This window comes from Plasticicumulans acidivorans (genome assembly GCF_003182095.1).
GTDB classification, from domain to species: Bacteria; Pseudomonadota; Gammaproteobacteria; order Competibacterales; family Competibacteraceae; genus Plasticicumulans; species Plasticicumulans acidivorans.
On sequence record NZ_QGTJ01000003.1, the window covers coordinates 251,174 to 276,136 of the forward strand.

Below are 24,963 nucleotides of genomic sequence, written 5' to 3' on the forward strand. Positions count from 1 at the left end.
CGCGCGATTTTTTTTGTGGCCGCCTGTGTCAGACACTCGGATGCAGCAGCAGATCGACGCGGGGACTGCCGTCGGCCGCCGCCGCCGTGCAGCTGATGTGGGCGTAGGTGTGCGCCGCTTCCCAGTCGGCCAGTGCAGCCGCCGCACAGCCGCCGACGACGTAGACAAACGGCTTGCAGCGCACCAGCAGCGCGTGCAGGCGCGCCAGCACCACCAGCGGGCGCGGATGCTCGATCCACAACAGATCGCAGCGCCCGAGCCGCTCCAGCGCCGGCGCCGGCGTCTCGGCACGCCAGCGCGCCAGCGGTGACGACAGGCCGCTCGGCTCGACGCCGGCGGCGTCGGCGCATTCGACCCAGGCATGGCGCACGCCGTTGAGCACGAAACTCGCCGCCAGCAGCGCGGCGGCTTCGGCACGCCCTTCCAGCACCAGCACCATGCCGCCGGCACCGACCGCCGCGGCACAGCTGAGCGCCGCCAGACCGTCACCGCTGCCGGCCAGCAGCACCGTGCCGCCGGCCGGCAGCAGCCGCTCGACGAAGCCAAAACCGCTGGCCGTCGCCCCGTCGCGCGGTGCGTGCTCACCGGCAAGCGCCAGCAGCACCCCAGCCTCGGTCGACACCAGACCGATGCCCGCCGGCGGCGCCGGGACATCCGCCGGCGCCTGAGCCAGATCGACGCGGCCATGCGCCGCCCAGCCCGCCAGCACCCGCGCCATCGCCGCGATCGCCGTGCCCCAGCCGCCGTCGGGCTCGCGGGCGAACACGCGCATGCTCGGATGCCAGGGCATGTCGCCGGTGCCGAGGCTGGTCCAGCCGCGGCCGTAGCGCAGCACCGGCCGGCCGAGCGCAGCCGCCAGCTCGGCGACGGCGGTCGGCGCCGAAATCACCGCATCGAGCGCCGTGAGCAGGGCCGCCACGCCGTCCAGATCGTTGCGCAGATCGAGCGCCGGCGGCGGCACGACCCGCACGCCGCGGGTGCCTGCCAGCGCCTCCAGCTCCGCCGTGCAGTCGTCGTACTGCAGGTTGACGAACACCACGCCGGGCACGGCGAACAGCGGCGCCCATTCGTCGAGCTCGGTGTACTGGCGCCGCCGGTAGCCGCTGCGCAGCCCGCTGCGCCAGCAGATGCCGACCTTGAGACCGTCGCCCAGGGTGTCGAGCCACTGCCGCCAGTGCGCGCCAGCCACTGCGTCGGCCTGCAGATAGGCATCGTGCGCCGGGAAGTTCGCCAGCGAGCGGCGCAGCCAGCGCGGCAGGCTGCCGATGCCGCACTGGTAGTCGCAGGCCGGCAGATCGGCCGGCAGCTGCACCTCGCCGGCCGGCAGCGCGATCACCCGCGCCTGTGCAAAAACGCGCCGGTACAGCGACTCCAGCCGCTGCTGACAGACCAGCACCACCTCACGCGCCTGGCACAGCACGTCGGCGATGCAGGAGGCGAACAGGATCTCATCGCCGAGCCCCTGCTCCGGCAGCAGCAGCAGCGAACGGCCGCTCAGATCCTCGCCGTTCCACTGCGGGTGGCGGGCCGGCAGCGGCGGCTGCGCCCCGGCCTGCCAGCGCGCCTCGTAGGCATCCCAGCCGGCGGCCAGCTCGCCGAGCATCAGCAGCGTGAAGGCATGGGTGACGCTGACCTGCGGCTCGCCCGGCGCCAGCGCGCAGGCCTGCGTACCGGCCGCCCGGGCATCGGCGAAGCGGCTGCGTTCGAGCAGCAGCGCCTCCAGCCCGCTCCAGGCACTGGCAAGGCGCGGCTGCTGACGCAGCGCCTCGCCGAACGCCGCCTCGGCCGCCGCCAGTTGCCCCTGTTCATGCAGGGCGCGGGCGTAGCGCTCCAGCAGCTCGGCGCGCGGACCGTGCAGCGCCAGCGCCGCGCGATAGGCCGCGAGCACGGCGGCGTCGACATCCGGCAGGCACACCTCGCCGGCAGCCAGCCGCGCCAGCGCCTGGCGCGCCTCGGCACAGCCGGCGTCGAAGGCCTGTGCCAGCTGGTAATCGCGCAGCGCGGCCAGCGTATCGCCGCAGTCCTCGAAGGCATGGGCGCGGGCGAGGTAGATCAGCGCCTCCAGCGGATTGCCGGCGATGGCGCGATCGAGCGAGGCGATGGCCGCGTCACGCTCGCCGTTGCGGTACTGCAGCACGCCCTGCAGATACCAAGCGTCGGCATGGCCCTCATCCTGCGCCAGCGCACTGCCGCACAGACGCAGCGCCTCGCCCGGCAGGCCGAGCTTGAGCAGGCGCAGCGCCGCCTCGACGCAGCGCGCCGGGCCGGTATGCAGCGGGGCGACCACTTCACGCGCGCCGCCGTGCGCCAGCGTCTGCGGCAGAGCCGCCGCCATCGCCGCGATCACCGGCGCCCACGGCGCCACCGCCGTCGGCCGCAGGAACACCTGCATGGTCGGATGCCAGGGCATGCGCTCGCTGCCGAGGCTGGTCCAGCCGAGCCCCTGGCGCAGCACCGGCACGCCGAGCGCGGCCGCCAGCTCGGCGACGGCGGTCGGCGCCGAGACCACCGCATCCAGCGCGCAGATCAGCGCCGCCAGTTCGTCCTGATCGTTGCGCAGATCGATGCCCGGGCATTCGAGGATGCGCGCGCCGTAGCGCTCACGCGCCAGCGCCAGCTCGGCGGCGCAGTCGTCGTACTGCAGGTTGACGTAGACCACCTCATCGAGCGCGAACAGCGGTGCGCAGTCCTCGATCGCCGTGTAGTAGCGGTGGCGGGCGCCGCTGCGCAGACCGCTGCGCCAGCACAGCCCGACCAGGCGGCGCCCGGCGGCCTGTGCCTGCAGCCACGCGCGCCAGTGCGAGGTACGCCCGGCATCGGCGACCAGATAACCGGTGCGCGCCGGAAAATCTTCGAGCCGCCGCCGCAGCCAGCGCGGCAGGCTGCCGATCGCCACGCAGCAGTCGGCCCCGGCGACCTGCGCCGACCAGTTCTCGCTGCCCGGCTCGCGGCCGCCATAGACGGTGGCATCGGGGAAGCTGCGCGCATACAGCGGCGCCAGCCGGCGATCGCAGAGGATGCCGACGTGCAGCGCCTGTGCCATCAGCTCCGGCAGGCAGGAGGCGAACAGGATCTCATCGCCGAGCCCCTGCTCCGGGTAGACCAGGATGGTGCGGCCGGCCAGCGACTCGCCCTGCCACTGCGGGAACGCCGGGTGGCGCGTGTCCGGGTGCTGCGCCCAGCGCAGCTCGTAGCCCTCCCAGCCGCTCGCCAGCCGGCCGAGAGCCAGCTCGACGAAGGCGGCATTCCAGCGCGGCAGCGGATTGTCCGGCTGCAGCGCGGCGGCGGCGCGGTACTGTTCGAGCGCCTGCGGCAGGTATTCGCGCCCCATCTCCTCCAGGCAGGCCGCGTAGTTGTTGCGCGCGGCGTAAAAGCCCGGTTCGAGCTGCAGCGCTTCGTGCAGCCACTGCGCGGCCTCTTCCAGCCGGCCGGCCTCGTGGCACAGCGCACCGAGATCGTTGAGCACCCGGGCACGGCGCGCCGGGTCGAGTTCGAGCGCGCCGCGCAGCGCCGCCAGCGCGTCGTCGTAATGCTGCAGGCGCCTGAGGATCAGACCGAGGTTGTAATGGCCGTCGAAGCGCTGCGGTTCGAGCGCGATCAGGCGGCGATAGGCGGCGGCGGCGTCTTCCAGCCGGCCGCTGCGTTCGAGCAGGTTGCCGTAGTTGTTCCAGGCATCGCCGTACTGCGGCCGCAGCGCCAGCGCCCGTTCGAGCCGTTCGAGGCCGGCCGCCAGCTCGCCGGCATGGCCGAGACCGAGACCGAGATTGTTGAGCGCCTCGGCGTGGCCGGGCTGCAGGCTCAGCACCCGTTCGAGCTGCACCCGCGCCTGCTCGAACTCACCGCGCTGCAGCAGCGCCGTGCCGTACATGAACAAGGCCTCGACATGCCCGCCCGCGCCCGGCAGGACGCGGCGATACAGTTCGATCGCCGTGTCCAGTTCGCCACGCACATGCGCCGCGTAGGCGCGCTGCAGCAGCTCTTCACCCGTCGCCATCTGCTTCATCCCATCCCCGTTCATCGATCCGCTGCCGGCGGCAGCGTCTGTGCCGACAGCGTGAAGGCCAGCTGCGGCGTTGGCCACAGGCCGTCGCGGCAGGTGTCGTCGATCTCGCCCGCCGAGAACATCAGCCGGCAGAACCAGCTCGCACCGACCGGCTCGCAGCAGAGCATGCCGATGCACGCCGCCTGCGCCGGGTCGAACTCGACGCGCAGCGCGCGGCGGGCATCGCCGAGCTCGACGCAGCCTTCGGTGGCACCAAAGGCGTGCCCGGCCGACACCAGAAACGACACCGGCCGGCCATGATCGAAAGCCGCACCGGCGAGCGCAAAGCACTCGCGGCCGCCGCCGTTGTGCGTGGCATACCACAGCGTCGCCGCCTCGAACGCCTGCGGCCGCAGCGTGACGAAGCCCAGGCGCAGCGAGCCCTTGGGCACGCCGCTCCACTGCGGACGGTAAACGAGCTGCACGCGGCCGCGGCGCAGATCGAGGTGCAGGGTTTTCAGCAGCGGACCGAGCGGCGTGGCGATCGCGGCCTCGATCGACACACCGTCGGCGCACGCGCGGACCTGCGGCTGCACCGCTTCGAGATCGGTCAGCTTCGGGTGCCCCGGCAGCTCCAGCAGCAGATGGCCGCTGTAGAAATCGGCGCCGCGGCGGATGTCGTCGTAGTAGCCGTGAGCCAGCGTGCCGAGCAGCGGCGCCTCGTCGACCTGGCGAAAACTCAGCGCGTCGATCGCCAGTCCGCGGCGCAGGTTCAGGCGCAGGCGCAGCGTCGCCGAGTCGATGTCGAGCCAGCGGCCATGCTGCTCGATGCGATGTGCCGGTGTTTCGGCCGGCAGCGCCGCCAGCACGGACGCGCCCGCGGCCGGCTCGGCCGGCGGCTCCAGCGCCAGCGCCTCCAGCCGCCGCTGCAGCGCCGCCCAGCGCGTCGGCGTGATGTGCGTGCGGTAGTCGCTGCTCCACAGCTCGCACAGCGTGCGCCAGTCGGCCTCGCTCACGCCCGGCTGCGCGCGCAACCGGCGGTAGAGCCGCCAGCAGCGCGTGTTGAGGTCGAGATCCCCGCGCCCGGTCACCGCCCAGCGCGTCAGGTTGTACTTTTCCTGCTTTTTCACCAGCACCGGCCGCGCCGCGCTGGCGAGCGCGAGAACCTGGCCGGCGCCCGGTGCGTCGAGCCAGTCGAGCAGCGCACCCGGCGCGATCAGGCGCACGCCGGGCTCGGCCAGCAGCGCGGCGAACAGCGCCTCGATGCGCGTCCACTCGCTGGTGCTGCCGAGCGCCGCCTCGGTGTGATAGCGGCCGGGGCGGAAGTCGAAGATCTCGACATCGTTGCCGTACAGCGACCAGGCGCGCGGCGGCGGTCCGGCGTGGCCGCGCAGGTAGTCGAGGTATTCGTCGAGCTCCAGCTCGCCGTGGGCGTAGCGCTGGAACTTCTGGAAGGCGATCGACTGGTTCCACAGCAGCGGGATCTGCTCGCCGTCGCAGCCGAGCGCGCGCTGCGGCAGGTAGCGCAGCCCGCCCGGCCACTCCGGGTGGGCGGCGGCGGCGTTGTCCCATTCGATGACGATGCCGGCATAACCGGCGTCGAGGTAATGGCGCACCAGTCCGGCGGAATAGGCCTGCTCGTTGACCAGCGCCAGCCGCGGCCGGCAGCCGAGCAGGCGCTGGTAGGCGGCGAGGCCGAGGCGCTGGTTGGCGGCGTTGACCGCCGGCGGCACCAGCGGCCCGATCAGCTGCACCGCCCCGCTGCCGACGAACTCGCAGATGCCTTCGGCGAGCAGCGCACGCAGCTCAGCGAGCCAGCCGGCATCGAGCGCGGCGATCGCCTCCAGCGTCGCCGCCGTCGCTTCGATGCCGAACGGTAGGCGCAGGCGGCGCGCCAGGCGCAGCAGCGGCCAGTAGCAGCGTTCCAGCACCGCGGCATGCTGGTGCTGATCGATCGAGGAATACGCCAGATTGAGATGGAAGATGCAGTAGAGCTGCAGACGCTTCATGCCGGCTCCGTGCGGATGCACACGCGCTGCTCGACGATTTCGCGGGCGCGGGCCACCGCCTCGGCACGATCGGCGCCGGTGGTGATGACAAAGCCGGCGCGGCGGGTGTGGTCGGTGACCGCCGCCAGCCGCTCGCCCGGCTGCACGAAAAAGCCCAGCCGCCGCACCCAGGGCAGCGCCCGCGCCGCCTCGGCGCCGTCGATCGCCACCACCCGCCCCGGCGGCGGGAAGAAATAACGGATCGCCACCCCCGGCCCCCACTGCGCCTGCAGACTGGCAGCCGGCGGGCGTTCGCCGAGGGCGACGCCGATCGCCGCGCCGATCAGGTCGACGCCGCTCGCCAGCGGAATCTGCTCGGTGCTGAACCAGCCGCCGGACAGCCGCGCGGCGATCTCGATGACTTTCGGCCCGCCGGCGCTCAGCACCATGTCGCCCTTGACCACGCCGCTGTCGATGCCGAGCGCGCGCCCGGCGCGCAGCGCCAGCTCACTGATCGCCGCGCGCGCCCCGGCCGCCAGCGCGCTCGGCTGCTCGCCGCCGTTTTCGATGATGAACGGCGCGAAGCGGTCGAGGTATTCGTAGTTACGATCGGCAAAGCCGACGGTGTAGCCGACGCCGTCGAGCAGCAGCGCCTCGGTGCTGATCTGCGGCCCGGCGAGGTATTCCTCGACCATCACCCGCGCCGTCGGCGACACGCTCTGCGCATGGGCAAAAGCCCAGTCGAGATCGGTGTCGGCCTGCAGCCGCAGCACGCCGCGGGCGCCGCGGCTGTCGACCGGCTTGATCACCAGCGTCGGCCCGCGCGCGGCGACGATCGCGCGCAGCGCCGCCGCCGAGGCCACCGGCGCAAACCACGGCACCGGGATGCCGGCGGCGACGAAGCACTGCTTCATCGCCAGCTTGTCCATCGCCAGCTGCGCCGCCGTCAGCGGAATGCCCGGCAGGCCGAGTCCGGCGGCCACCGTCGCCACCGTCAGCGGCACATCGGCGGCGATGCAGATGACACCGTCGATCGGCCCGATGCGCGTGCGGTAATCGAGCGCGGCGGCCAGCGTCGCCGCCGCGTCGTAGGTGCTGGCGACCACCGCGTGATCAGCCAGCGCCAGCCCCGGCGCCTGCGCGCTGCCATCGCTGACCACCACGCGCAGGCCCAGCGCTTTGGCACGCTCGATGCCCGGCACCGCCTCGGCACCGCCACTGACGATCCACAGGGTTCGCTGTCGTTTCGATACGGCGTCCGTCACAAGCTGGTCTCGGGTTGATGAACGGTCCGTCACTTTAGCCTGAGCCGTCGCCGGCGCGCTTACAGCCGACATCGACCGCATGTCCCCCGCCGGCGGCCCGTGCGCCACGCCGGCGGCGTCCGGTGTGCGGACCTCCGGCGCGCAGCGCACGCCCTCGATGAAGGGCGATGACCGGCACCGTGCTGTCTGCGCCAACGGCTGCCGTGCAACCGCCCCCGGTTCACGGATTGCCGTGGCACCGGCCCAGCGCTGCGGGCGTCAGCGGCTCCGCATGGAAAATACCGCCACGCCGGATACCCCCTGGAGCCAGTCCGGCGTGACCTCAGCTGAGGCTGTAGCGAGTTTTCAGACTCTCCACGTCAACTGGATTCAGCGAATGAGTTTTCACGTATTCCCCTGCAGCCCCCAGTTCGAAATACATGATGGAATCTTTTGACGGGTTATGCCCGAGCCCCAGCACATGCCCTATTTCATGCACGGTGACCGGCAACAGATCGCCCAGTTTATCGCCGATCATCACACCGCTTTTCCAAAACAGATCATCGTTGTAGACCACACTGGCCGGGCTGGAAAAATCCATGGTCGAAGCGTCACTGAAATTATGATTGGTAACCGCGCCGACGAATTTAGTTGGGTCATCAACGGTCAAAGAAACCTTGCCCCAACTGAACGTCAAATCCGCTCCCTGCCCTAGCGGCACCCGCGCGAAACTGACATTAACGCCATGTGCAACGAACACGGCACACCATTTATCAATGCCCTGCTGCAGGGTGTTCGCTATTGCCTGCTGTGTCATATCCGTATTAGACGGGAAATTGGCGATGACATATGACAGCTTGTCTTTGAGCCGCAGACGCGGCTCTTCCCAGGCTGCTTTAAGCGCCAGCAGTGCCCATCTGGCAGACCGTTTTCCATTCAAATACCCCATGTACACCGGATGTTCACTGCCGATGGCGCAATGCAGATACAGCTGAGTTTTATAATTCCGGATATATGCATCATCCACCCCAACGGTGGCGTCATGTTCCAATACCCACTGTGCTTCCGGCACATCGGCATTGGCACTGTGCAGTACCGCCCCCTTGCCGCGGCTATTGGCAATCAGGTATTTGCCATACCGATAGTCTCTGATACGAAACACACCACGCGTGCCATCAACCGGCTCGAATACCCACAGCCCCAGGGTCTCGGCCGCGTAATTCTTCAAATATAATTGACCGTCATACACAGCACCGACACCCAGTGCCCGCTGTTGACCATAAAGCACGCTCGCCATACGCAGGCTTCTGTTCAGACGATAACCTTCGAGGAACTGGTCATCGACCCTCGCTTTCTCCGGCACCGGGTCCTTTTTCACGACGCAGGCGAGACCACCGCCCGGACGAAATGCCAGAAGAGTATTCAGCTTGCCGCTGTGGTTGTAATCGAAGGCGATCAGGCGATCGGCCGGATGTCGTAAATCAAGGGTACCGATACCCGTCTCTGCAGGCGGAATCCCATCGTCTCCGCGCCCCGTGAATACCGTCTCGAACAGCTGTTCCGGGTGTGCGTACTCTGCATCGGCATTTCTTCTGAAAATGCGAATGACGGCTTTGCCCGGCCCCGGCCGATAGCCGACCAGGTGATCGAGATGGCCGGTGGCGTCCAGATCGAAGGCCAGCAGGCGGTCGGCCGGGTCGGATAATGCCCAGCCGCCGAGATCGGTGAGGATCAGATCCGGCGTGACCGACGCAAAGCCCTGCTCCTGAGGCCGCATGATGCTGAACTGCCGGCTGCCCGGCCGGTAGGCGAGCAGATGATCGAGCCGGCCGCTGCCGGCGAAGTCGAAGGCCAGCAGGCGGTCGGCGCTATTGTCGAGACTCGCCGGCCCGGACAGCACATGCCCGCCGCGCAACCCCGTACTGCTGGTGAAGACGGGACGCAAGGCGTTGCCCTCGCGGCGCAGGATATGCACCACCCCGCTGCCCGGGCGGTAGCACAGCAGGTGGTCCAGTTTGCCGCTGCCGGCATAGTCGAAGGCGAGCAGGCGGTCGGCCGGCGAGCGCAGATCGAAGCCGCCAATGCCGGCCGCCTGGCCCGGTGCCGGCGGATCGCCGACGGCATAGACCCGCACGAAGCCCGCCGGCGTCTTCCTGATGATGTGGACGGTTCCCGTCCCCGGCCGGTAGCAGAGCAGATGATCCAGGCGGCCGCTGCCGTCGTAGTCGAAGGCGAGCAGGCGGTCGGCCGGCGAGCGCAGGTCGTAGCCACCGATACCGCTGGCCGTACCGGCGGCCGGCGGGTCGCCGACGAAATGCACCGCCTGCGGATTCCACACCCCGCCGCTCGCCAGCTGGCGGAACGTGAAGACGCCCACGGCCCCTTTACCGGGACGGTAGATCACCAGGTGGTCGAGCCAGCCCGTGCTGTCACCATCAAACAGGCAGAGGCGGTCGGCGGCATTGCGCAGATCCCAGTGGCTGATGCCTTCCAGCGAGGCCATCACTTCGATAAGGCTGATCGTCGTGCTCATGTGCGGCTCCTGCGGCGCGAGCGCCCGGGAAACACCGGGCAGCGACTGCTGCGCCCCGGCCGGTCCCGACGGCGCGGGATACACATCGGCCCCCTCCCTCGCCGTGGCGTCCGGCCGAGGCAGCCTCATGCATCGTTTTCAGGGAATGGCGAACCTCGGTAAATGCCGAGCCCGCAGGAGAAAGTGGCAGGCACGGCCGCGCCCCGCCAGCTGCCGGGGGCGTCTTTTTCGCGCGCGGGCCGCAGGCTGCGCGCGCTCAGCCGAAATACATGCCGCCGTTGACGTTGAGCGTCTGGCCGTTGACGTAGGCGGCGGCGTCGCTGGCGAGGTAGCGCACCGCGGCGGCAACCTCCTGCACCGTGCCCAGGCGGGCGGCGGGAATGGCCGCGACCTTGGCCTGCCCGGCGGCGCTGGCCAGCTCGGCGGCCGTCATCTCGGTGGCCACCAGCCCCGGCGAGACGGCGTTGACGGTGATGCCCCGGCCGCCGTAGGTCTTGGCCAGCGAGCGGGTCAGGCCGATCAGCCCGGCCTTGGCACTGGCGTAGTGGATCTGGTTGATGCCGCCCCACTGGCCGCCGATGGAGACGATGTTGACGATGCGCCCCCAGCCGCGCGCGACCATGCCCGGCAGCACCTCCTGACTGAGGGCGAACGGCCCGCGCAGATTGACCGCGAGCATCTGGTCCCAGTCGGCATCGCTGATCGTGGCGAAGGGCTTTTCCTGCGCGATGGCGGCGTTGTTGACCAGCACCGCGACCGGGCCGAGCGCGGCCTCGACCGTCGCCAGCGCCGCACAGACGCTGTCGCGACGCTCCACCGTCATGCCGACGGCGAGCGCGTGGCCGCCGGCGGCTTCGATCTCGGCGACCACCTCGGCCGCCGTGCCGCTGCGCTCGTGATAGCCGACGGCGAGCACATGGCCGGCGGCGGCCAGCTCCAGCGCAATGGCGCGGCCGATGCCGCGGCTGGCGCCGGTCACCAAAGCCACGCGCTCAGACATCGCAACCGACCTCATCGAGCGTGACGACGCGGGCACCGGCCGGCAGCGGGTACGGCGGCTGCGCCGGCAGATCCGGCGACGGCGCGCCCGCCTGCGCGATGTAGGCGGCGTAATGCTCGCGGTAGAAAGCGGCGCCCGCCGCATCGCCGCTGGCGGCCAGCGCCTGCGCATAACGCAGCGCCAGCCGCCCGACCTGGCGCGCGGCGCGCGCGGCGACGGCGGAGCGATCAGCGCCGAGGCGTTCGAGGAAGGACTGTTTCATGCGGATGACCTCGTCGAGGGCGATGCGCTCGCGCACACAGCGCCCGGTCTCGTTGCCGCCGTGCTGGCGGTACAGCCCGAGCTTGTCCGGCAGGTAGCCGATCAGCCCGTCGGCGTCGAGCGCGCTGAGCTTGAGCCACAGCTGCCAGTCGGTGCAGAAGGCATAGCCCTCGTCGAACCAGCCGACGGCGTCGAGCGCCTCGCGCCGCAGCAGCGCCATGCTGAGCGGATAGTTGTTGCCGATGATGAACACGCGATGCTGCGCCGGTGCCGGAATCAGCGCCGCCTGCGCGTAGAACGCCGTCTTGCGGCGCACCTCGTCACCGACCAGGTCATCGCTCTCGAAGAACACCGCCGCCGGCGGCCGCGGTGCCGCCGCCGCCAGCGCCAGGCAGCGGGCGAGCGCCTGCGGGTGGAGCACATCGTCGGAGCACAGGAACAGCAGCCAGTCGCCCTCGGCGCGGCCGCGGAACCAGTTCCAGTGCGCCGCCATCAGCAGCGCCTGCGGCTGGCGGTAGGCGATGCACGCCGGGTGCTCGCCGATGCGCGCCCAGCTGGCATCGCTGGAGGCGTTGTCCGACACCAGCACCTGCAGCTCGACGTCGCGCTGCGCCAGCGCCGAGGCAATCGCCGCGCCGACGAAGGCCGCGTCGTTGCGCACCGGGATGCAGACCGACACCCGCGCCGCCATCAGCGCAGCCCCTCGCCGGGCCGCCGCCCGGTGGTGGCGTACACCGGCGCGCACCAGTCGCGGTCGTAGGAGGAATAGCGCACGCCGCGCGCCAGATTGTCGCGGTTGATCGCCTCGCGCAGCTGCGTGCCGTAGGCGAAGGCGCGCTCGATGTCAGCGGCCGGGTAGCCCGGCAGGTCGAGCACCGCGCCGTAGGCGCCGTCGAAGCCGGCACCGGCGCGCAGCCAGCCCTCGCGCTCGGCGCGGGCATGGAATGGCGTGCCGGGCAACGGCGTGTTGATCGACAGCGAGAACTCCTGGATGTAGCCCTCGTCGTGCAGCGCGCGCACCGCCTCCAGCGAGCGCAGGTCCTGCTGGTAGCTCGCGCCGATGGTGCCGACCGACAGCGTGGCGTAGACCTTGATGCCGAGCTCGCGGCACAGCCGCAGCACCTCGACGAGCTTGCGCTGGTCGGCCTTCAGCCGCCCGCTCTTCGAAATCTGCTTCATCACGTCGGCTTCGAGCGATTCGAGGCCCATGCGCACCTTGTAGTAGCCGGCCGCGCGCATCAGTTCGAGGGTTTCGGCGTCCAGCGTGTCGTAGTTGCCCATGCAGTTGAAGCGCAGCTCGCGGTGCAGGCCGGCGTCGATCAGCCCCCGGCACAGCGCATGGACGTAGCGGCGGTTGAAGTTGTGCGCCTCCTCGTTGAAGAAGATGCCTTCGAGCTGCGGGATGCGCGCCTGCAGGTAGCGGATCTCGGCGATGACCGACTCGACGCTGCGCGTGCGGAAGTTGGCGCGGCCGTAGTAGACGTTGGTGACGACGCAGAAATTGCACATCACCGGGCAGCCGCGCGTCGCCCACAGCTCGACCTCGCGGTACTCGGAGCCGTACAGCCGGCAGTAGTCGCGGCGCTGGATGTCCTCGTCCTCGGGCAGCGGCAGCGCCTCGATGTCGACCAGCTCGGCGCGCGGCAGCGGGTAAATGCCCGGCACCGGTGTGCGGCAGCCGCCAGCGATGAAGCGCGTGATCGACTCTTCGAACTCGCCGATGGCGACGAAATCAGCGCCGTGCTGCAGCGTGCGCTGCGGCTCGGCACTCGGGCTCGGCCCGCAGGCGATGATGCACAGGTGCGGCAGGCGCTGGCGCAGGCGGCGGAACACCTCCAGCTGACGCTCGAAGATGATGGCGTCGATCTCGACCACCAGCACCTCGGGGCGCAGATCGACCACCAGCTCGACGTATTCATCGACATCGACGCCGTAGTAATTGGCATCGACCAGCCGCACCGCGCACGGCGTGCGCTGCTTGAGGCAGGCGCTGAGGTAGCCGAGGCTGAACGGGTAGAAGGTCGTGACCTTGTAGGCACCGCTGCGCCCGCTCCAGCGCTGCGGGAAGTAATCGATCTGCGCGCCATCCGCGGTGCGCCCGACCGGCGTCATGATCAGTACGTTCATCGGCTGTCCACCTCGCCGGCTGCGGCGCGTTCATGGGCCAGCACCCGGCGCAGGCCCTCCTCCAGATCGATATCGGCCGCCCAGCCCAGCTGCTTGAGCGCGCCGCAGTCGGCGACCGAATGCGCGATCTCGCCGGCGCGCGGCGCCAGCGCGCCGAAGGCCAGCTCACTGCGGCTGCCGGCCAGACGGTGCAGGCACTGCACCAGCCGGTGCAGCGGCAGCGCCTCGCCACGGCCGACGCCGAACTCGCTGGCCCCCGCCGGCAGCTGCCCGGCCTGGGCCAGCACGCAGGCGAAGGCGGCGGCGGCATCGTCGACATAGATGAAATCGCGCTGCTGCGTGCCGGCGCTCAGCGCGATGCGCGGCGGCCCGGCGAGCAGCTCGCGCGCCAGCCAGTTGACGAACTTGGCGTGGTCGTCGCCGGCACCGTAGACATGCTCCAGGCGCAGATTGACGAAGCGCAGCCCCTCGTGCGCAGCGGCCAGCGTCCGCCCCCAGTCGCGCAGGCAGCGCTTGCTGACGGCATAGCGGTTGCCGGCGCCGCCCGGCGGCGGATCGATGGCGTAGTAGCTGTCGGCATTGACGAACACGCCGCCGCCCTGCGCGCCGAGCGCCGCCAGCAGCGCCGCCGGCAGGGCGAGATTGGCGGCGAACACCGCGGCATCGCTGTCGGCGGCGCGGCCGTAGCAGGTCGCCAGATGCACCACGCCGGCGAAGCCTTCGCCGGCGCTGAACGGCGGCTGCGCCGCGCCCGGCTGCCAGACGCGCCAGTCGACCTCCGGCGCACGTGCCGGCGCCCGGCGCAGCAGCAGCGTCACCGCGTGGCCGGCGGCGCTCAGGCGCGGCAGCAGCCGGCGGCCGAGAAAGCCGGTGCCGCCGGTCAGCAGCAGCTTCATCGCCTAGAACATGCCGCCGAAGGCCGCCAGCGTGCCGGCGACGTATTCGAGCATGGCGGCATCGAGCCCCGGGTAGACGCCGAGCCAGAAGGTGCGCTGCATGACGATGTCGGTGTCGTGCAGCGTCCCGGCGACGCGGTACGGCCGTCCGGCCATGTAGGGCTGGCGTGTCAGATTGCCGGCGAACAGCAGGCGCGTGCCGATGCGCCGCTCGTCGAGATAGCGCAGCAGCGCGACGCGCTCGAAGTCCACGTCCTCGCGCAATGTCAGCGGAAAACCGAACCAGGCCGGATCGGCGCCCGGCGTCGCCTCGGGCAGGATCAGCCACTCGGCGCAGTCCTGCAGGCACTGCCGCAGCAGGGCGAAATTGCGCTTGCGCGCAGCGATGAAGCCGTCCAGCCGGTCGAGCTGCGCCAGCGCGCAGGCCGCCTGCATGTCGCTGATCTTCAGGTTGTAGCCGGCGTGCGAGTAGACGTACTTGTGGTCGTAGCCGAACGGCAGCTCGCCGAGCTGCCAGCCGAAGCGCCGGCCGCAGGTGTTGTCATGGCCCGGCGCGCAGTGGCAGTCGCGGCCCCAGTCGCGCAGCGACTCGACGATGCGCGCCAGCTCGGCGTCGGCGGTGAACACCGCGCCGCCCTCGCCCATGGTGATGTGGTGCGCCGGGTAAAAGCTCAGCGTGGCGATGTCGCCGAAGGTGCCGACCCTGCGCCCGGCGTAGGTCGAGCCGAGCGCATCGCAGCAGTCCTCGACCAGCCACAGGCCGTGGCGGCGGGCGATGTCGACCACCGCATCCAGCGCGAACGGGTTGCCGAGCGTGTGCGCCAGCATGATCGCCCGCGTGCGCGGCCCGATCGCCGCCTCGATCAGCGCCGGGTCGATGTTGTAGGTCGGGATCTGCACGTCGACGAACACCGGCACGCAGCCCGCCTGCAGGATCGGGTTGACCGTGGTCGGAAACCCCGCGGCGACGCTGATGACCTCATCGCCCGGGCGCAGCGCGCGCGCGCCGAGCTGCGGCGAGCACAGCGCCGAGAACGCCAGCAGATTGGCCGAGGAGCCGGAATTGGTGGTCAGCACGTGGCGCACACCGAGGAACGCGCCGAGGCGGCGCTCGAATTCGGCGTTGAAGCGGCCGCTGGTCAGCCAGCCGTCGAGCGCCGCCTCGACCATCAGCTGCATCTCCGGCGCGCCGATGACCTTGCCCGAAGGCGGCACCGGCGAGCGGCCGGCGACGAAGGGCGCCGGCTCGGCGGCGGCGGCGTACTCGGCAACCAGCGCGGCGATGTGCTGGCGCAGTTCGAGCTGTCGGGCGTTCATTCGGCTTCTCCTTCATAGCGCGCGATCTGCGCCAGGCACAGCGCCCGCGCGGCGGCACCGGCGTGCACGGCGCGGTACCAGTCGACGCTCGCCGCCAGCGCCGTCTGCAGGTCCCAGCGCGGCCGCCAGCCCAGCTGCTCGGCGGCGCGCCGGCTGTCGAGGCGCAGCTGGCCGGCCTCGTGCGGCTGCGGGCCGCTGTCGGCCTGCCAGCACGCGCCGGCGCCCCACAGCGCGGCGCAGCGCTCCACCAGCCAGCCGACCGGCCGCGCATCGTCGGCAGCCGGGCCGAAGTTCCAGGCGCCGGCAAAGGCCGCCGGCTGCCGCCAGAGGGCTTCGGCGAGCTGCAGATAGCCGGCCAGCGGTTCGAGCACGTGCTGCCACGGCCGCACCGCCTGCGGCTGGCGGATGCGCGCCGGGCGGCCGGCGGCGAAGGCGCGCATCAGGTCCGGCAGCAGGCGGTCGGCGGCCCAGTCGCCGCCGCCGATGACATTGCCGGCGCGCGCGCTCGCCACCGCCACCCCGCCGCCGGGGCGGGCGGCGAGAAAGGAGTCGCGGTAGGCCGCCGTCACCAGCTCGGCGCAGGCCTTGCTGCTGCTGTAGGGGTCGTGGCCGCCGAGGGCATCGTCCTCGCGAAAGGCGCGGCCGTGCTCGGCATTGGCGTAGCACTTGTCGCTGGTGACGCTGAGCAGCACGCGCACCGAGGGCGTCGCCCGCACCGCCTCGCACAGGTGCACCAGCCCCATGACGTTGGTGGCGTAGGTCGCCAGCGGCTCGGCATAGGACGCCCGCACCAGCGCCTGCGCGGCGAGGTGGATGACGATCTGCGGCTGCGTCGCCGCCAGCACCGCCGTCAGCGCCTCGGCGCTGCGCACGTCGCCGCAGTGCGACGCCATGCCCTCGGCGACGCCCGCGGCGCTGAACAGGCCGGGGTCGGCCGGCGGCAGCGCAAAGCCGCTGAGCTCGGCGCCGAGGCGCTGCAGCCACAGGCACAGCCAGCTGCCCTTGAAGCCGGTGTGGCCGGTGACCAGCACCCGCCGGCCGCGCCAGAACGCCGGATTCACGCCCAGTGGCGCCACGGTGCCCGCCCCTCGCGCCACAGCGTCTCCAGATGCTGGCGGTCGCGCAGCGTATCCATGCAATACCAGAAGCCCTCGTGCAGCCAGGCGCCGAGCTGGCCGGCGGCGGCCAGGCGTTCGAGCGGCTCGCGCTCCCAGACGCAGTCGTCGCCGTCGAGGTAGTCGAACACGCCGGCCGAGAGCACGAAGTAGCCGCCGTTGATCCAAGCGCCGTCGCCGCGCGGTTTTTCGTGGAAGCGCGCGACGCGCGCGCCGTCGAGTTCGAGCACGCCGAAGCGCTCCGGCGGGCGCACCGCGGTCAGCGTCGCCAGCCGCCGCTCGCGGCGGTGGAAGTCGATCAGCGCACCGAGGTCGACGTCGCTGACGCCGTCGCCGTAGGTGAAGCAGAAGTCCTCGTCGCCGAGGTACTCACGCACGCGGCGCAGCCGGCCGCCGGTCATCGTCGCCTCGCCGGTGTCGACCAGCGTCACCCGCCACGGCTCGGCGAAGCGGTGATGGACTTCCATGCGGTGCTCGCTCATGTCGAAGGTGACGTCGGACATGTGCAGGAAGTAATTGGCGAAATACTCCTTGATCAGATAGCCGCGGTAGCCGCAGCAGATCACGAAGTCGTGGATGCCGTGGCTGGAATAGCACTTGAGGATGTGCCAGAGGATCGGGTGGCCGCCGATTTCCACCATCGGCTTCGGCCGCAGCGCCGTCTCCTCGCTGAGGCGCGTGCCGTAGCCGCCGGCCAGGATCACCGCCTTCATCGCTCAGCCCGGCTCACGGTACGGCCACATGCCGTCGAGCGCCTGGCCGGCGAGCAGCATCGGGCTGACGTCGGCCGCCGGATCGACCAGGCAGTGCACCAGCGCCGGTCCGGGCTCGGCGAGCGCGGCGGCGAGCGCGGCATCGAGCGTGGCGACATCGTCGGCGCACCAGGCGGCGATGCCGTAGGCGCGGGCGATCGCCGCGAAGTCCGGGTTCCATTTGTCGCCGCAGGTCGGGTCGCTCGGCCAGTTGAACTTCTGGAACTGCGAGACGATGCCGAGGCGGTGGTTGTCGAGGACGATGATCTTCACCGGCAGCCGGCGCTCGGCGATCAGCCCCAGCTCCTGCAGATTGATCTGCAGCGAGCCGTCGCCGACGAAGCACAGCACCCGTGCCGCCGGCCGCGCCAGCTGGGCACCGGCGGCGACCGGCAGGTCGAAGCCCATCGCGCCGTGGCCGCAGGAGCTCAACCACACCCGCTGCGGCACGTCGAAGTCGAAATGCCGCGCCGCCCACTGCTGATGCGCACCGACGCCGCTGACGGCGACCACCTGCTCGCCGCGCGTCAGCCGGTTGGCGCTGGCGATGACCTGCTGCGGCGCCAGCGCGCCGCGCTCAGGCCAGCTCAGCGGGAATTCGGCGCGCCAGCCGGCGATGCGCGCCAGCCAGGCGGTGCGCGCCGCCTGCGTGCGCCCCTGCAGCGCCGCCTGCAGCGCCGTCAGGGTCAGGCCGACGTCGGCCTGGATCGCCAGGTCGCAGCGCACCCGCGCGTGTTCGAGCTCATCGGCATCGGCCTCGATGCGCACGATGCGGGCGTGCGCAGCGAAACGCTCGCTCAGCGAGCCGGTCTGGCGCACGTCGAGGCGCGAGCCGCAGACCAGCAGCAGATCGGCGTGCTGCAGCGCGCAGCCGGCGGTCTGGTTGCCGGTGTGGCCGTGAAACCCCAGCGCCAGCGCATCGTCGGTGGGAAACGCGCCGAGCGCCGGCAGGCTCTGCGTCACCGGGATCTGCCCGGCCTGCGCCAGCGCGCGCAGCGCCGGCGCCGCCTGCGCCAGCAGCACGCCGTGGCCGGCGAGGATCAGCGGCCGCTGCGCGGCGGCCAGCCAGTTGGCCAGCTGCGCCACCGCCGCGGCCGGTGGCGCGCGGCGCGGCGCCAGCGGTTGCACGCTCGGCGCCACCGCGGCACTCAGCGCACTGCGCTGCACGTTCATCGGCAGATCGATCAGCACCGGGCCGGGCCGGCCCTCGGCGGCGATGCGCAGCGCCGTCGCCAGCACCTCCGGCAGCTCGTCGGCGCTGTGCGGCTGGAACTGCGCCTTGGTCAGCGGCCGCAGCAGGCCGACGGCGTCGACTTCCTGAAAGCCGCGCTGGCGGATCGGCCGCGGGCCGCGCAGGTCGCCGGTGCCGACCTGGCCGCTGATCACCAGCAGCGGCACCGAGTCGAACCAGGCATCGGCGACCGGCGTGACGATATTGGTCACGCCCGGCCCGGAGGTGACCATCGCCACCTGCACGCTGCCGAGCAGGCGCGCGGCCGCCAGCGCGCAGTAGCCGGCGCCCTGCTCGTGGCGCGCGGTGACCAGCTCGACGCCGCGGGCGAGCGCGGCATCGAAGATCGGCGCGATGGTGCCGCCCGGGTAGACGAACAGGCGCCGCAGGCCGTGGGCGAGAAAGCTGTCGACGATGAATTCGGCTCCGATCATGGCCGCAAGTGAATCCTCAGCAGAGCGACGCGGCAGGCGCGCGCGGGTTAAGGCTGCGCTCAGTAGCGGCGCAGCGACGCATACAGTGACAGGCAGCGCGCCGCCGGCACACCCAGTTCGGCCGCCGCCGCGGCGATCGCCGGCTGGCCGGCATAGCTCGAAATCACCAGCCCGGCCGCGCTCCAGTCGACCTCGGCGAGCAGCGCCGGCGGCAGGATCGGCAGGCCGCGCCAGCGCCGGCCCTGCTTGAGCGCATCGCTGTCGACCAGCAGGACTTCGCGCTCGGCGCGGTCGAACAGGCTGGTGAGCTGCCAGAGAAATTCGCTGTGCAGGCCGGCGCCCCACAGCACCAGCCGCGGCCAGTCGCGCGCCGCCAGCAGCCGGCGCTCGACGGCGGCGATCGCCGCGTGCCAGGCACCGAGGTAATCGTGCAGGCGGGCGGCGTCATCGGCATCGGCGTGCACCTGCTCGCTGACGGGCGCCGGCTCGGCGAGCACGCGGCAGCCGTTGTAGCCGTCCATGGTCTGCCGCTCCAGCAGCCGCCAGCCGCCGCGCGCCAGCGCATGGGCGAGGCTGGCGTGGCTGAAGTGGGTCATGTGCTGCACCGAGAAAAAGCCGTTGATGTCGTTGGTCGCGGCGTGTTCCAGCACCGGCACTTCCAGCACCAGCCGCGTCGTCGGCTTGGCCAGCGCGTGCAGATGGCGCAGCACCGTCAGCGGACGCGGCAGGTGTTCGAGCACGTGGAACAGCGTGATCACGTCCGGCGCGCGCGGGCAGTCGAAGTTTTCGAAATCGCCGTGCAGCAGCGTCAGCTGCGCATCGCGGGCGCGGCCGCGCTCGATCGCCGGCGCGTCGATGTCGACGCCGAGGCGATCGAGCGTCGCCGGCAGCCGCGACAGGAAGCGGCCGTCATAGCAGCCGGCATCGAGCACACTCAGGCCGGCATCGAGCAGGCCGCGCGCGCGCAGCCAGTCGACCTGCTCCTCGGCACGGCCGGCGCTGGCGCCGTAGCTGCAGCCGGCCTCGGCGAACAGCGCGGCGAAGCCGGCGCTGCTCCAGCACGGGTTGAGATACAGCGTCTGGCAGTCGAGGCAGCGCACCTCGCGCACCGGCACGCGCTTGCCGATGGCGGCGTCGCTGAAGAACTGGAAGTCCTCCAGCGTCATCACCGGACGGCTGCGCGCGCTGCCGCACAGCGGGCAGTCGCGCAGCTGCAGGTGGCGCGGGTCGTGCCAGGCACTCAGCGGGTCCGGCCGGCTCCACGGCAGCGCGCTCATGCGGCGGCCCTGCGCGGCTGTTCGATGCACTGCACGATGCGCGCGGCGATGCGCGCGGCACCGCCACCGTCGATCGCCGCGCGGCCGGCCTGCGCCATGCGCTGCCGGCGCGGCCCGTCGGCGAGCAGCGCGGCCACGGCGGCGGCGATGGCCGCGGCATCCAGCGCCGCGGCGCGGCCGAGCGAGACGCCGAAGCCGGCGGCCGCGCAGACGGCGGCGGACGCGGCGTGATCGGCATCGAGGCACAGGTACAGCGCCGGCACGCCGAGCGCGGCCAGCTCATGCGCGGTGCCGCCGTAGGCGATCAGCGCCAGATCGGCCGAGCGCATCAGCGTCGCCATGTCGGCAACGTCGCGCTCGACCTGCCAGGCCCGGCGGCTGCCAGCCAGCTGCGCAGCGAGCGCCTCGGCGTGCTGGAAATCGCGGCCGAGCACCAGCAGCGGCTGGCAGTCCGCCGGCAGTCGCTCCAGCGCCTCGACGGCGAGCAGGCTCAGCCCGGCCGGATCGCTGCCGCCCATCGTCACCAGCAGCCGCGGCGACGTATGCGTCGCCGCCGGCGGCTGGCCGGCGAACTGCCGGCGCAGTGGCAGCCACGACCAGCCGCTGCAGCACGCGCCGCTCAGCTCGCGCCCGTCGAACGATGGCGGCAGCGGATAGAACAACAGGTCGGCAGCCTGGCGGCGGGCGCTGGCATCGTCGAGCAGCACGATGCGGCAGTGCGCGCGCCAGCGCGCCAGCGCCGCCGGCGTCAGCGCGCTGCGCACGTCGAGCAGCAGCGCATCGGGGCGCTGGCGGGCGATCAGGCCGTCGAGCCAGGCCGCCTCCTCGCCGCTGATGAGATCGAGCGGAAAGCCGGCAGCGCGCACCTGCTCGGCGGCCACCGCGGTGCCGCCGAGCGCGAAGCGCACGCCGCAGCCCTCGCGCTCGCGCAGCTCGTCGGCGATCGCCAGGCAGCGCACGACGTGACCGAGGCCGAGCGCGCCGCCGCCGTCGCAGCGGATCAGCACGCGGTGCGAGCGCGCGCTCGCCGCCTTCTGCCGCACGTGGGCATTCAGCGCCAGCAGCTCGGGGTGCGCCTGCAGCAGCCTGCCGACGGCGGCCAGATCGGCCTCGCCGGCCGCCACGCCGAGCGCGGCGTAGACCGCTTCGAGAAAGGCCAGATCGGCCGGCGTGTCGACCGACAGCCGGGCGCCGAGCGGGTTGGCGTGGCGCGGCTCGATATCGACCCAGGCGGTGCGCACGCGCTGCGGGTGCTGCTTGAACCAGGCGCTGACGTGCTCGCGGGCCAGCGGGTCGTCGCCGGCTTCATCGAGCAGGCGCTGCAGCGCGCCGCGGGTGAAGGGGTCGATGCCCTCGTGCAGCGTCGCAAAGCCGGCGCGGCCGAGCGCGTGCTCGGCACCGCTGGTGCACAGCGCCTCGACCAGCGCATCGATCAGCCCGGGGTCGATCAGCGGCGCATCGCCGGTGACGCGCAGCACGATGTCGGCCTGACTGGCCTCGGCGGCGAGCGCAAAGCGCGCCAGCACGTCGTCTTCAGGGCCGCGCACCACGCTCACGCCCTGGGCCGCGGCCCAGGCGGCGAGCGCATCGTCGGCCGCAGCGGTGGTGGTGGCGACGACGATCGCATCCAGCGTGCGGCAGCGGCGCAGGCGCTGCAGCAGATGCCAGAGCAGCGGCTGGCCGGCGAGCGGCGCCAGCACCTTGCCGGGAAAGCGGCTGGAGCCCATGCGCGCCTGGATCACGGCGACCACACGCCCGCGCGGATTCATGGCTGCGGCTGCCAGTCGGCGCGGATCGCGCGCAGCGGGCGCAGGCCGTCGAGCGGATCGGCGCGCCAGTTGCGGTCCGCCAGTTCGCAGCGCACCGGCTCCTTGCGCCCGTCGCCGTCGGCCCGCTCGCCGCGCGCCAGCTCGGCGATCTGCGCGCCGATCGCCGCCGGCAGCCAGCAGTGGCCGGCGGCGTATTCCTCGCCGTGGCCGTCGAGGTCGAGGTGGAATTCGACCAGTTCGGCGCCCCAGCGCAGCACCGCGCGCGCGATCACCGCGGCATCGACGCTGTGATCGGACCAGCCGACGGCGCAGCCGCAGGCTTCGCGCAGCGTGGCGATCGCCGCGAGGTTGCATTCGTCGGCCGGCGTCGGATAGCCGGAAACGCAGTGCAGCAGCGTCGGCTGCGCACAGCCGCCGGCGCGCAGCACGCCGACCGCGCGCACCACTTCATCGAGCGTGGCCATGCCGGTCGACAGCACCACCGGCTTGCCGGTGGCGGCGCAGGCCAGCAGCAGCGCGTCCCACAGCAGCTCGTAGGAGGCGATCTTGTAGAAATCGACGTGGTCGGCGAGCTGGCCGACGGCTTCGAGATCGAACGGCGTGCAGGCGAACTCGACCCGGCGCGCGCGGCAGCGCTCGGCCAGCGCCGGCAGAAAGGCCACCGGCAGCTCCCAGTCGGCGCGGGCGCGGTGGGCGGCGCTGCGCGCGAGGATTTCCGGCGCGAACAGCCGCTCGACGCGAAACAGCTGGAACTTGACCGCCGCGCAGCCGATGGCGGCGGCGGTGTCGATGAACGCCAGGCAGCGTTCGAGATCACGATGGTGATTGCTCGAAACCTCGGCGATGAAGCGCGCGCTCATGCCGTCACCTCCTCCAGCGCGGCACCGAGCCGCGCGACGACGTAATCCTGCTCGGCCTCGCTCAGCCCCGGGTGCAGCGGCAGGCTGAGCGCGCCGGCGTAGAACGCCTCGGCGCGCGGGCACAGGCCGTCGTGGCCGCCGAGCGTGCGCCACAGCGGCTGCCGGTAGACCGGGATGTAATGCACGTTGACGCCGATGCCGGCGGCGCGCAGCGCATCGAACACGTGCCGCCGCGTCGGCGCGTCGGCCAGCTGCACGACGTACAGGTGCCAGGCCGACTCGGCCCGCGGATCGAGCCACGGCCGGCGCAGCGGCAGGCCGGCGAGCAGGCGGTCGTAGCGCGCGGCAAGCGCTCGGCGGCGGCCGAGAAAGTCATCGAGCTTGAGCAGCTGGCTGCTGCCGAGCGCGGCCTGCAGGTCGGTCAGGCGGAAATTCCAGCCGGCGTCGAGCTGCTCGTAGTACCAGGCGCCCTCGCCGCCCGCCTGCCAGTCGGCCGGCTCGCGGCTGACGCCGTGGCTGCGCAGCGCACGCATGCGCGCGGCCAGCGCGGCATCGTTGCACAGCGCCATGCCGCCCTCGCCGGTGGTGATCAGCTTGACCGGATGGAAGCTGAACACGGTGATGTCGGACCAGCGGCCGGCGCCGATCGGGACGCCGTCCCAGCGGGCACCGATGGCGTGCGCGGCGTCCTCGACGAGGCGAAAGCCGTAGCGCGCGGCCAGTGCAGCCAGCGCCGGCATGTCGCAGGGCTGGCCGGCGAAGTGCACCGGCGCGACGATCTGCGGCAGGCAGCCGTCATGCTCGGCGCGCGCCAGCTGCTCGGCGAGGCGCTGCGGGCAGAGGTTGCCGGTGGCCGGGTCGATGTCGATGAAATCGACGCTGGCGCCGCAGTGGTGGGCCGCGGTGGCGGTGGCGACGAAGGTGATCGGACTGGTCCACAGCTCATCGCCGGGGCCGAGGCCGAGCGCGCGGTAGGCCAGCCACAGCGCAGCGGTGGCGCTGCTCGCGGCGACCGCGTGCGCGGCGCCGCAGCGCGCGGCGACGGCAGCCTCGAAGCGCGGCACCGCCGGCCCCTGGGTGAGGAAATCCGAGGCGAGCACCGCGCTGACCGCGGCGATGTCATCGGCATCGATCTGCTGGCGTCCATAGGGAATCATGCCGCGCCTCCCTGGCGTTCAGATGCAGCGTTCGATCAGCGCCCGCAGCTGCGGCACGCTGAGGAAATGCGGGTTGGTGCCGGAGTGGTACTCGAACTCGTCGTCGACCGCGCAGCCGGCCTCGCCACGGGCGTTGCAGCAGTAGTCGACCGGCTGCACGAAGGTGATGCTCGGGCGGATCACGTAGTGGTCGGCGAACTCCAGCGTCAGCCGCGCGTCGTCGCGCGGGCACATGATCTCGTGCAGCTTCTCGCCGGGGCGGATGCCGATGATGCGGATGCCGACCTCCGGGTCGAGCGCGCTGACCAGATCGCTCATGCGCGCCGAGGGCAGCTTGGGCACGAACAGCTCGCCGCCCTGCATGCGCGCCAGCGAGGCGAGCACGAAGTCGACGCCCTCGTCGAGGGTGATCCAGAAGCGGGTCATGCGCGCATCGGTCAGCGGCAGCTCGCGCGCGCCCTCGGCGAGCAGGCGGCGGAACAGCGGCAGCACCGAGCCGCGCGAGCCGACCACGTTGCCGTAGCGCACCACCGAAAAGCGCGTGCGGTGACGGCCGGCGATGTTGTTGGCGGCGATGAACAGCTTGTCCGAGGCGAGCTTGGAGGCGCCGTAGAGATTGACCGGATTGGCCGCCTTGTCGGTGCTCAGCGCGATGACGCGCTCGACCTCGTTGTCGAGCGCGGCGGCGATGACGTTCTCGGCGCCGTAGACGTTGGTCTTGATGCACTCCATCGGGTTGTATTCGGCGACCGGCACGTGCTTGAGCGCCGCGGCGTGGATCACCACGTCGATGCCGCGCATCGCCTGGCACAGGCGCTCGCGGTCGCGCACGTCGCCGATGAACCAGCGCAGCTGCGGCTGCGGGTATTCCTGCGCCATCTCGTACTGCTTGAGCTCGTCGCGCGAATAGATCGCCACGCGGGCCGGACGGTAGCGCGCCAGCACGGTGCGCACGAAGGCATGGCCGAAGGAGCCGGTGCCGCCGGTGATCAGGATGGACTTGCCGCTGAGCATGGCATG

The 24,963-nt window shown here is 71.7% G+C and carries 17 protein-coding genes; all 17 read right to left on the bottom strand.

Annotated features, from left to right (window positions below):
- Window positions 1–28: 28 nt before the first annotated feature.
- The 17 genes from C7443_RS06565 to pseB all read right to left on the bottom strand — a co-directional run bounded on the left by C7443_RS06565 (window position 29) and on the right by pseB (window position 24,957).
- Window positions 29–4,018 (bottom strand): tetratricopeptide repeat protein, encoded by a 3,990-nt coding sequence (locus C7443_RS06565; protein ID WP_110017798.1) that lies wholly within the window; start codon window positions 4,016–4,018, stop codon window positions 29–31.
- Window positions 4,015–5,991 (bottom strand): glycoside hydrolase family 57, encoded by a 1,977-nt coding sequence (locus C7443_RS06570; RefSeq protein ID WP_211346160.1) that lies wholly within the window; start codon window positions 5,989–5,991, stop codon window positions 4,015–4,017. The genes C7443_RS06565 and C7443_RS06570 overlap by 4 nt, the downstream gene beginning before the upstream one ends.
- A complete protein-coding gene (locus C7443_RS06575) occupies window positions 5,988–7,235 on the bottom strand; it encodes an ATP-grasp domain-containing protein (protein WP_170123517.1) in 1,248 nt (415 codons plus the stop codon). The genes C7443_RS06570 and C7443_RS06575 overlap by 4 nt, the downstream gene beginning before the upstream one ends.
- 322 nt (window positions 7,236–7,557) lie before the next feature.
- Window positions 7,558–9,747, bottom strand: coding sequence for a matrixin family metalloprotease (locus C7443_RS06580; RefSeq protein ID WP_170123518.1), 2,190 nt, complete (start codon window positions 9,745–9,747; stop codon window positions 7,558–7,560).
- Window positions 9,748–10,003: 256 nt separating this feature from the next.
- Window positions 10,004–10,747: a 3-oxoacyl-ACP reductase family protein gene (locus C7443_RS06585; RefSeq protein ID WP_246004579.1), complete on the bottom strand. Its 744-nt coding sequence runs from the start codon at window positions 10,745–10,747 to the stop codon at window positions 10,004–10,006.
- Window positions 10,740–11,699, bottom strand: a complete 960-nt coding sequence (locus C7443_RS06590; protein ID WP_110017802.1) for a glycosyltransferase — start codon at window positions 11,697–11,699, stop codon at window positions 10,740–10,742. The genes C7443_RS06585 and C7443_RS06590 overlap by 8 nt, the downstream gene beginning before the upstream one ends.
- Window positions 11,699–13,135 (bottom strand): B12-binding domain-containing radical SAM protein, encoded by a 1,437-nt coding sequence (locus C7443_RS06595; RefSeq protein WP_110017803.1) that lies wholly within the window; start codon window positions 13,133–13,135, stop codon window positions 11,699–11,701. The genes C7443_RS06590 and C7443_RS06595 overlap by 1 nt, the downstream gene beginning before the upstream one ends.
- Window positions 13,132–14,031 carry an NAD-dependent epimerase/dehydratase family protein gene (locus C7443_RS06600; RefSeq protein ID WP_110017804.1) on the bottom strand — a complete coding sequence of 300 codons (900 nt, stop codon included), beginning with the start codon at window positions 14,029–14,031 and terminating at the stop codon, window positions 13,132–13,134. Before C7443_RS06600 ends, C7443_RS06595 begins: the two co-directional genes overlap by 4 nt.
- A gap of 3 nt (window positions 14,032–14,034) precedes the next feature.
- On the bottom strand, window positions 14,035–15,348 hold the full coding sequence (gene rfbH / locus C7443_RS06605; protein WP_110017805.1) for a lipopolysaccharide biosynthesis protein RfbH: 1,314 nt from the start codon (window positions 15,346–15,348) through the stop codon (window positions 14,035–14,037).
- Window positions 15,345–16,424: a CDP-glucose 4,6-dehydratase gene (rfbG, locus tag C7443_RS06610; RefSeq protein ID WP_246004580.1), complete on the bottom strand. Its 1,080-nt coding sequence runs from the start codon at window positions 16,422–16,424 to the stop codon at window positions 15,345–15,347. Before rfbG ends, rfbH begins: the two co-directional genes overlap by 4 nt.
- Complete coding sequence (gene rfbF, locus C7443_RS06615; protein ID WP_110017806.1) at window positions 16,406–17,176, bottom strand: glucose-1-phosphate cytidylyltransferase; 771 nt, start codon at window positions 17,174–17,176, stop codon at window positions 16,406–16,408. Before rfbF ends, rfbG begins: the two co-directional genes overlap by 19 nt.
- A 3-nt stretch (window positions 17,177–17,179) precedes the next feature.
- A complete protein-coding gene (locus tag C7443_RS06620) occupies window positions 17,180–18,880 on the bottom strand; it encodes a thiamine pyrophosphate-binding protein (RefSeq protein ID WP_110017807.1) in 1,701 nt (566 codons plus the stop codon).
- A 59-nt stretch (window positions 18,881–18,939) separates the two neighbouring features.
- A complete protein-coding gene (locus tag C7443_RS06625) occupies window positions 18,940–20,157 on the bottom strand; it encodes a class I SAM-dependent methyltransferase (RefSeq protein WP_110017808.1) in 1,218 nt (405 codons plus the stop codon).
- Window positions 20,154–21,926, bottom strand: a complete 1,773-nt coding sequence (locus tag C7443_RS06630) for a cytidylyltransferase domain-containing protein (RefSeq protein ID WP_110017809.1) — start codon at window positions 21,924–21,926, stop codon at window positions 20,154–20,156. Before C7443_RS06630 ends, C7443_RS06625 begins: the two co-directional genes overlap by 4 nt.
- On the bottom strand, window positions 21,923–22,786 hold the full coding sequence (locus tag C7443_RS06635; RefSeq protein ID WP_110017810.1) for an N-acetylneuraminate synthase family protein: 864 nt from the start codon (window positions 22,784–22,786) through the stop codon (window positions 21,923–21,925). The genes C7443_RS06630 and C7443_RS06635 overlap by 4 nt, the downstream gene beginning before the upstream one ends.
- On the bottom strand, window positions 22,783–23,943 hold the full coding sequence (gene pseC / locus C7443_RS06640; RefSeq protein ID WP_110017811.1) for a UDP-4-amino-4,6-dideoxy-N-acetyl-beta-L-altrosamine transaminase: 1,161 nt from the start codon (window positions 23,941–23,943) through the stop codon (window positions 22,783–22,785). The genes C7443_RS06635 and pseC overlap by 4 nt, the downstream gene beginning before the upstream one ends.
- A gap of 18 nt (window positions 23,944–23,961) precedes the next feature.
- Entirely contained in the window at window positions 23,962–24,957 is a 996-nt protein-coding gene (pseB, locus tag C7443_RS06645) for a UDP-N-acetylglucosamine 4,6-dehydratase (inverting) (RefSeq protein WP_110017812.1), read from the bottom strand.
- Window positions 24,958–24,963: the final 6 nt, after the last annotated feature.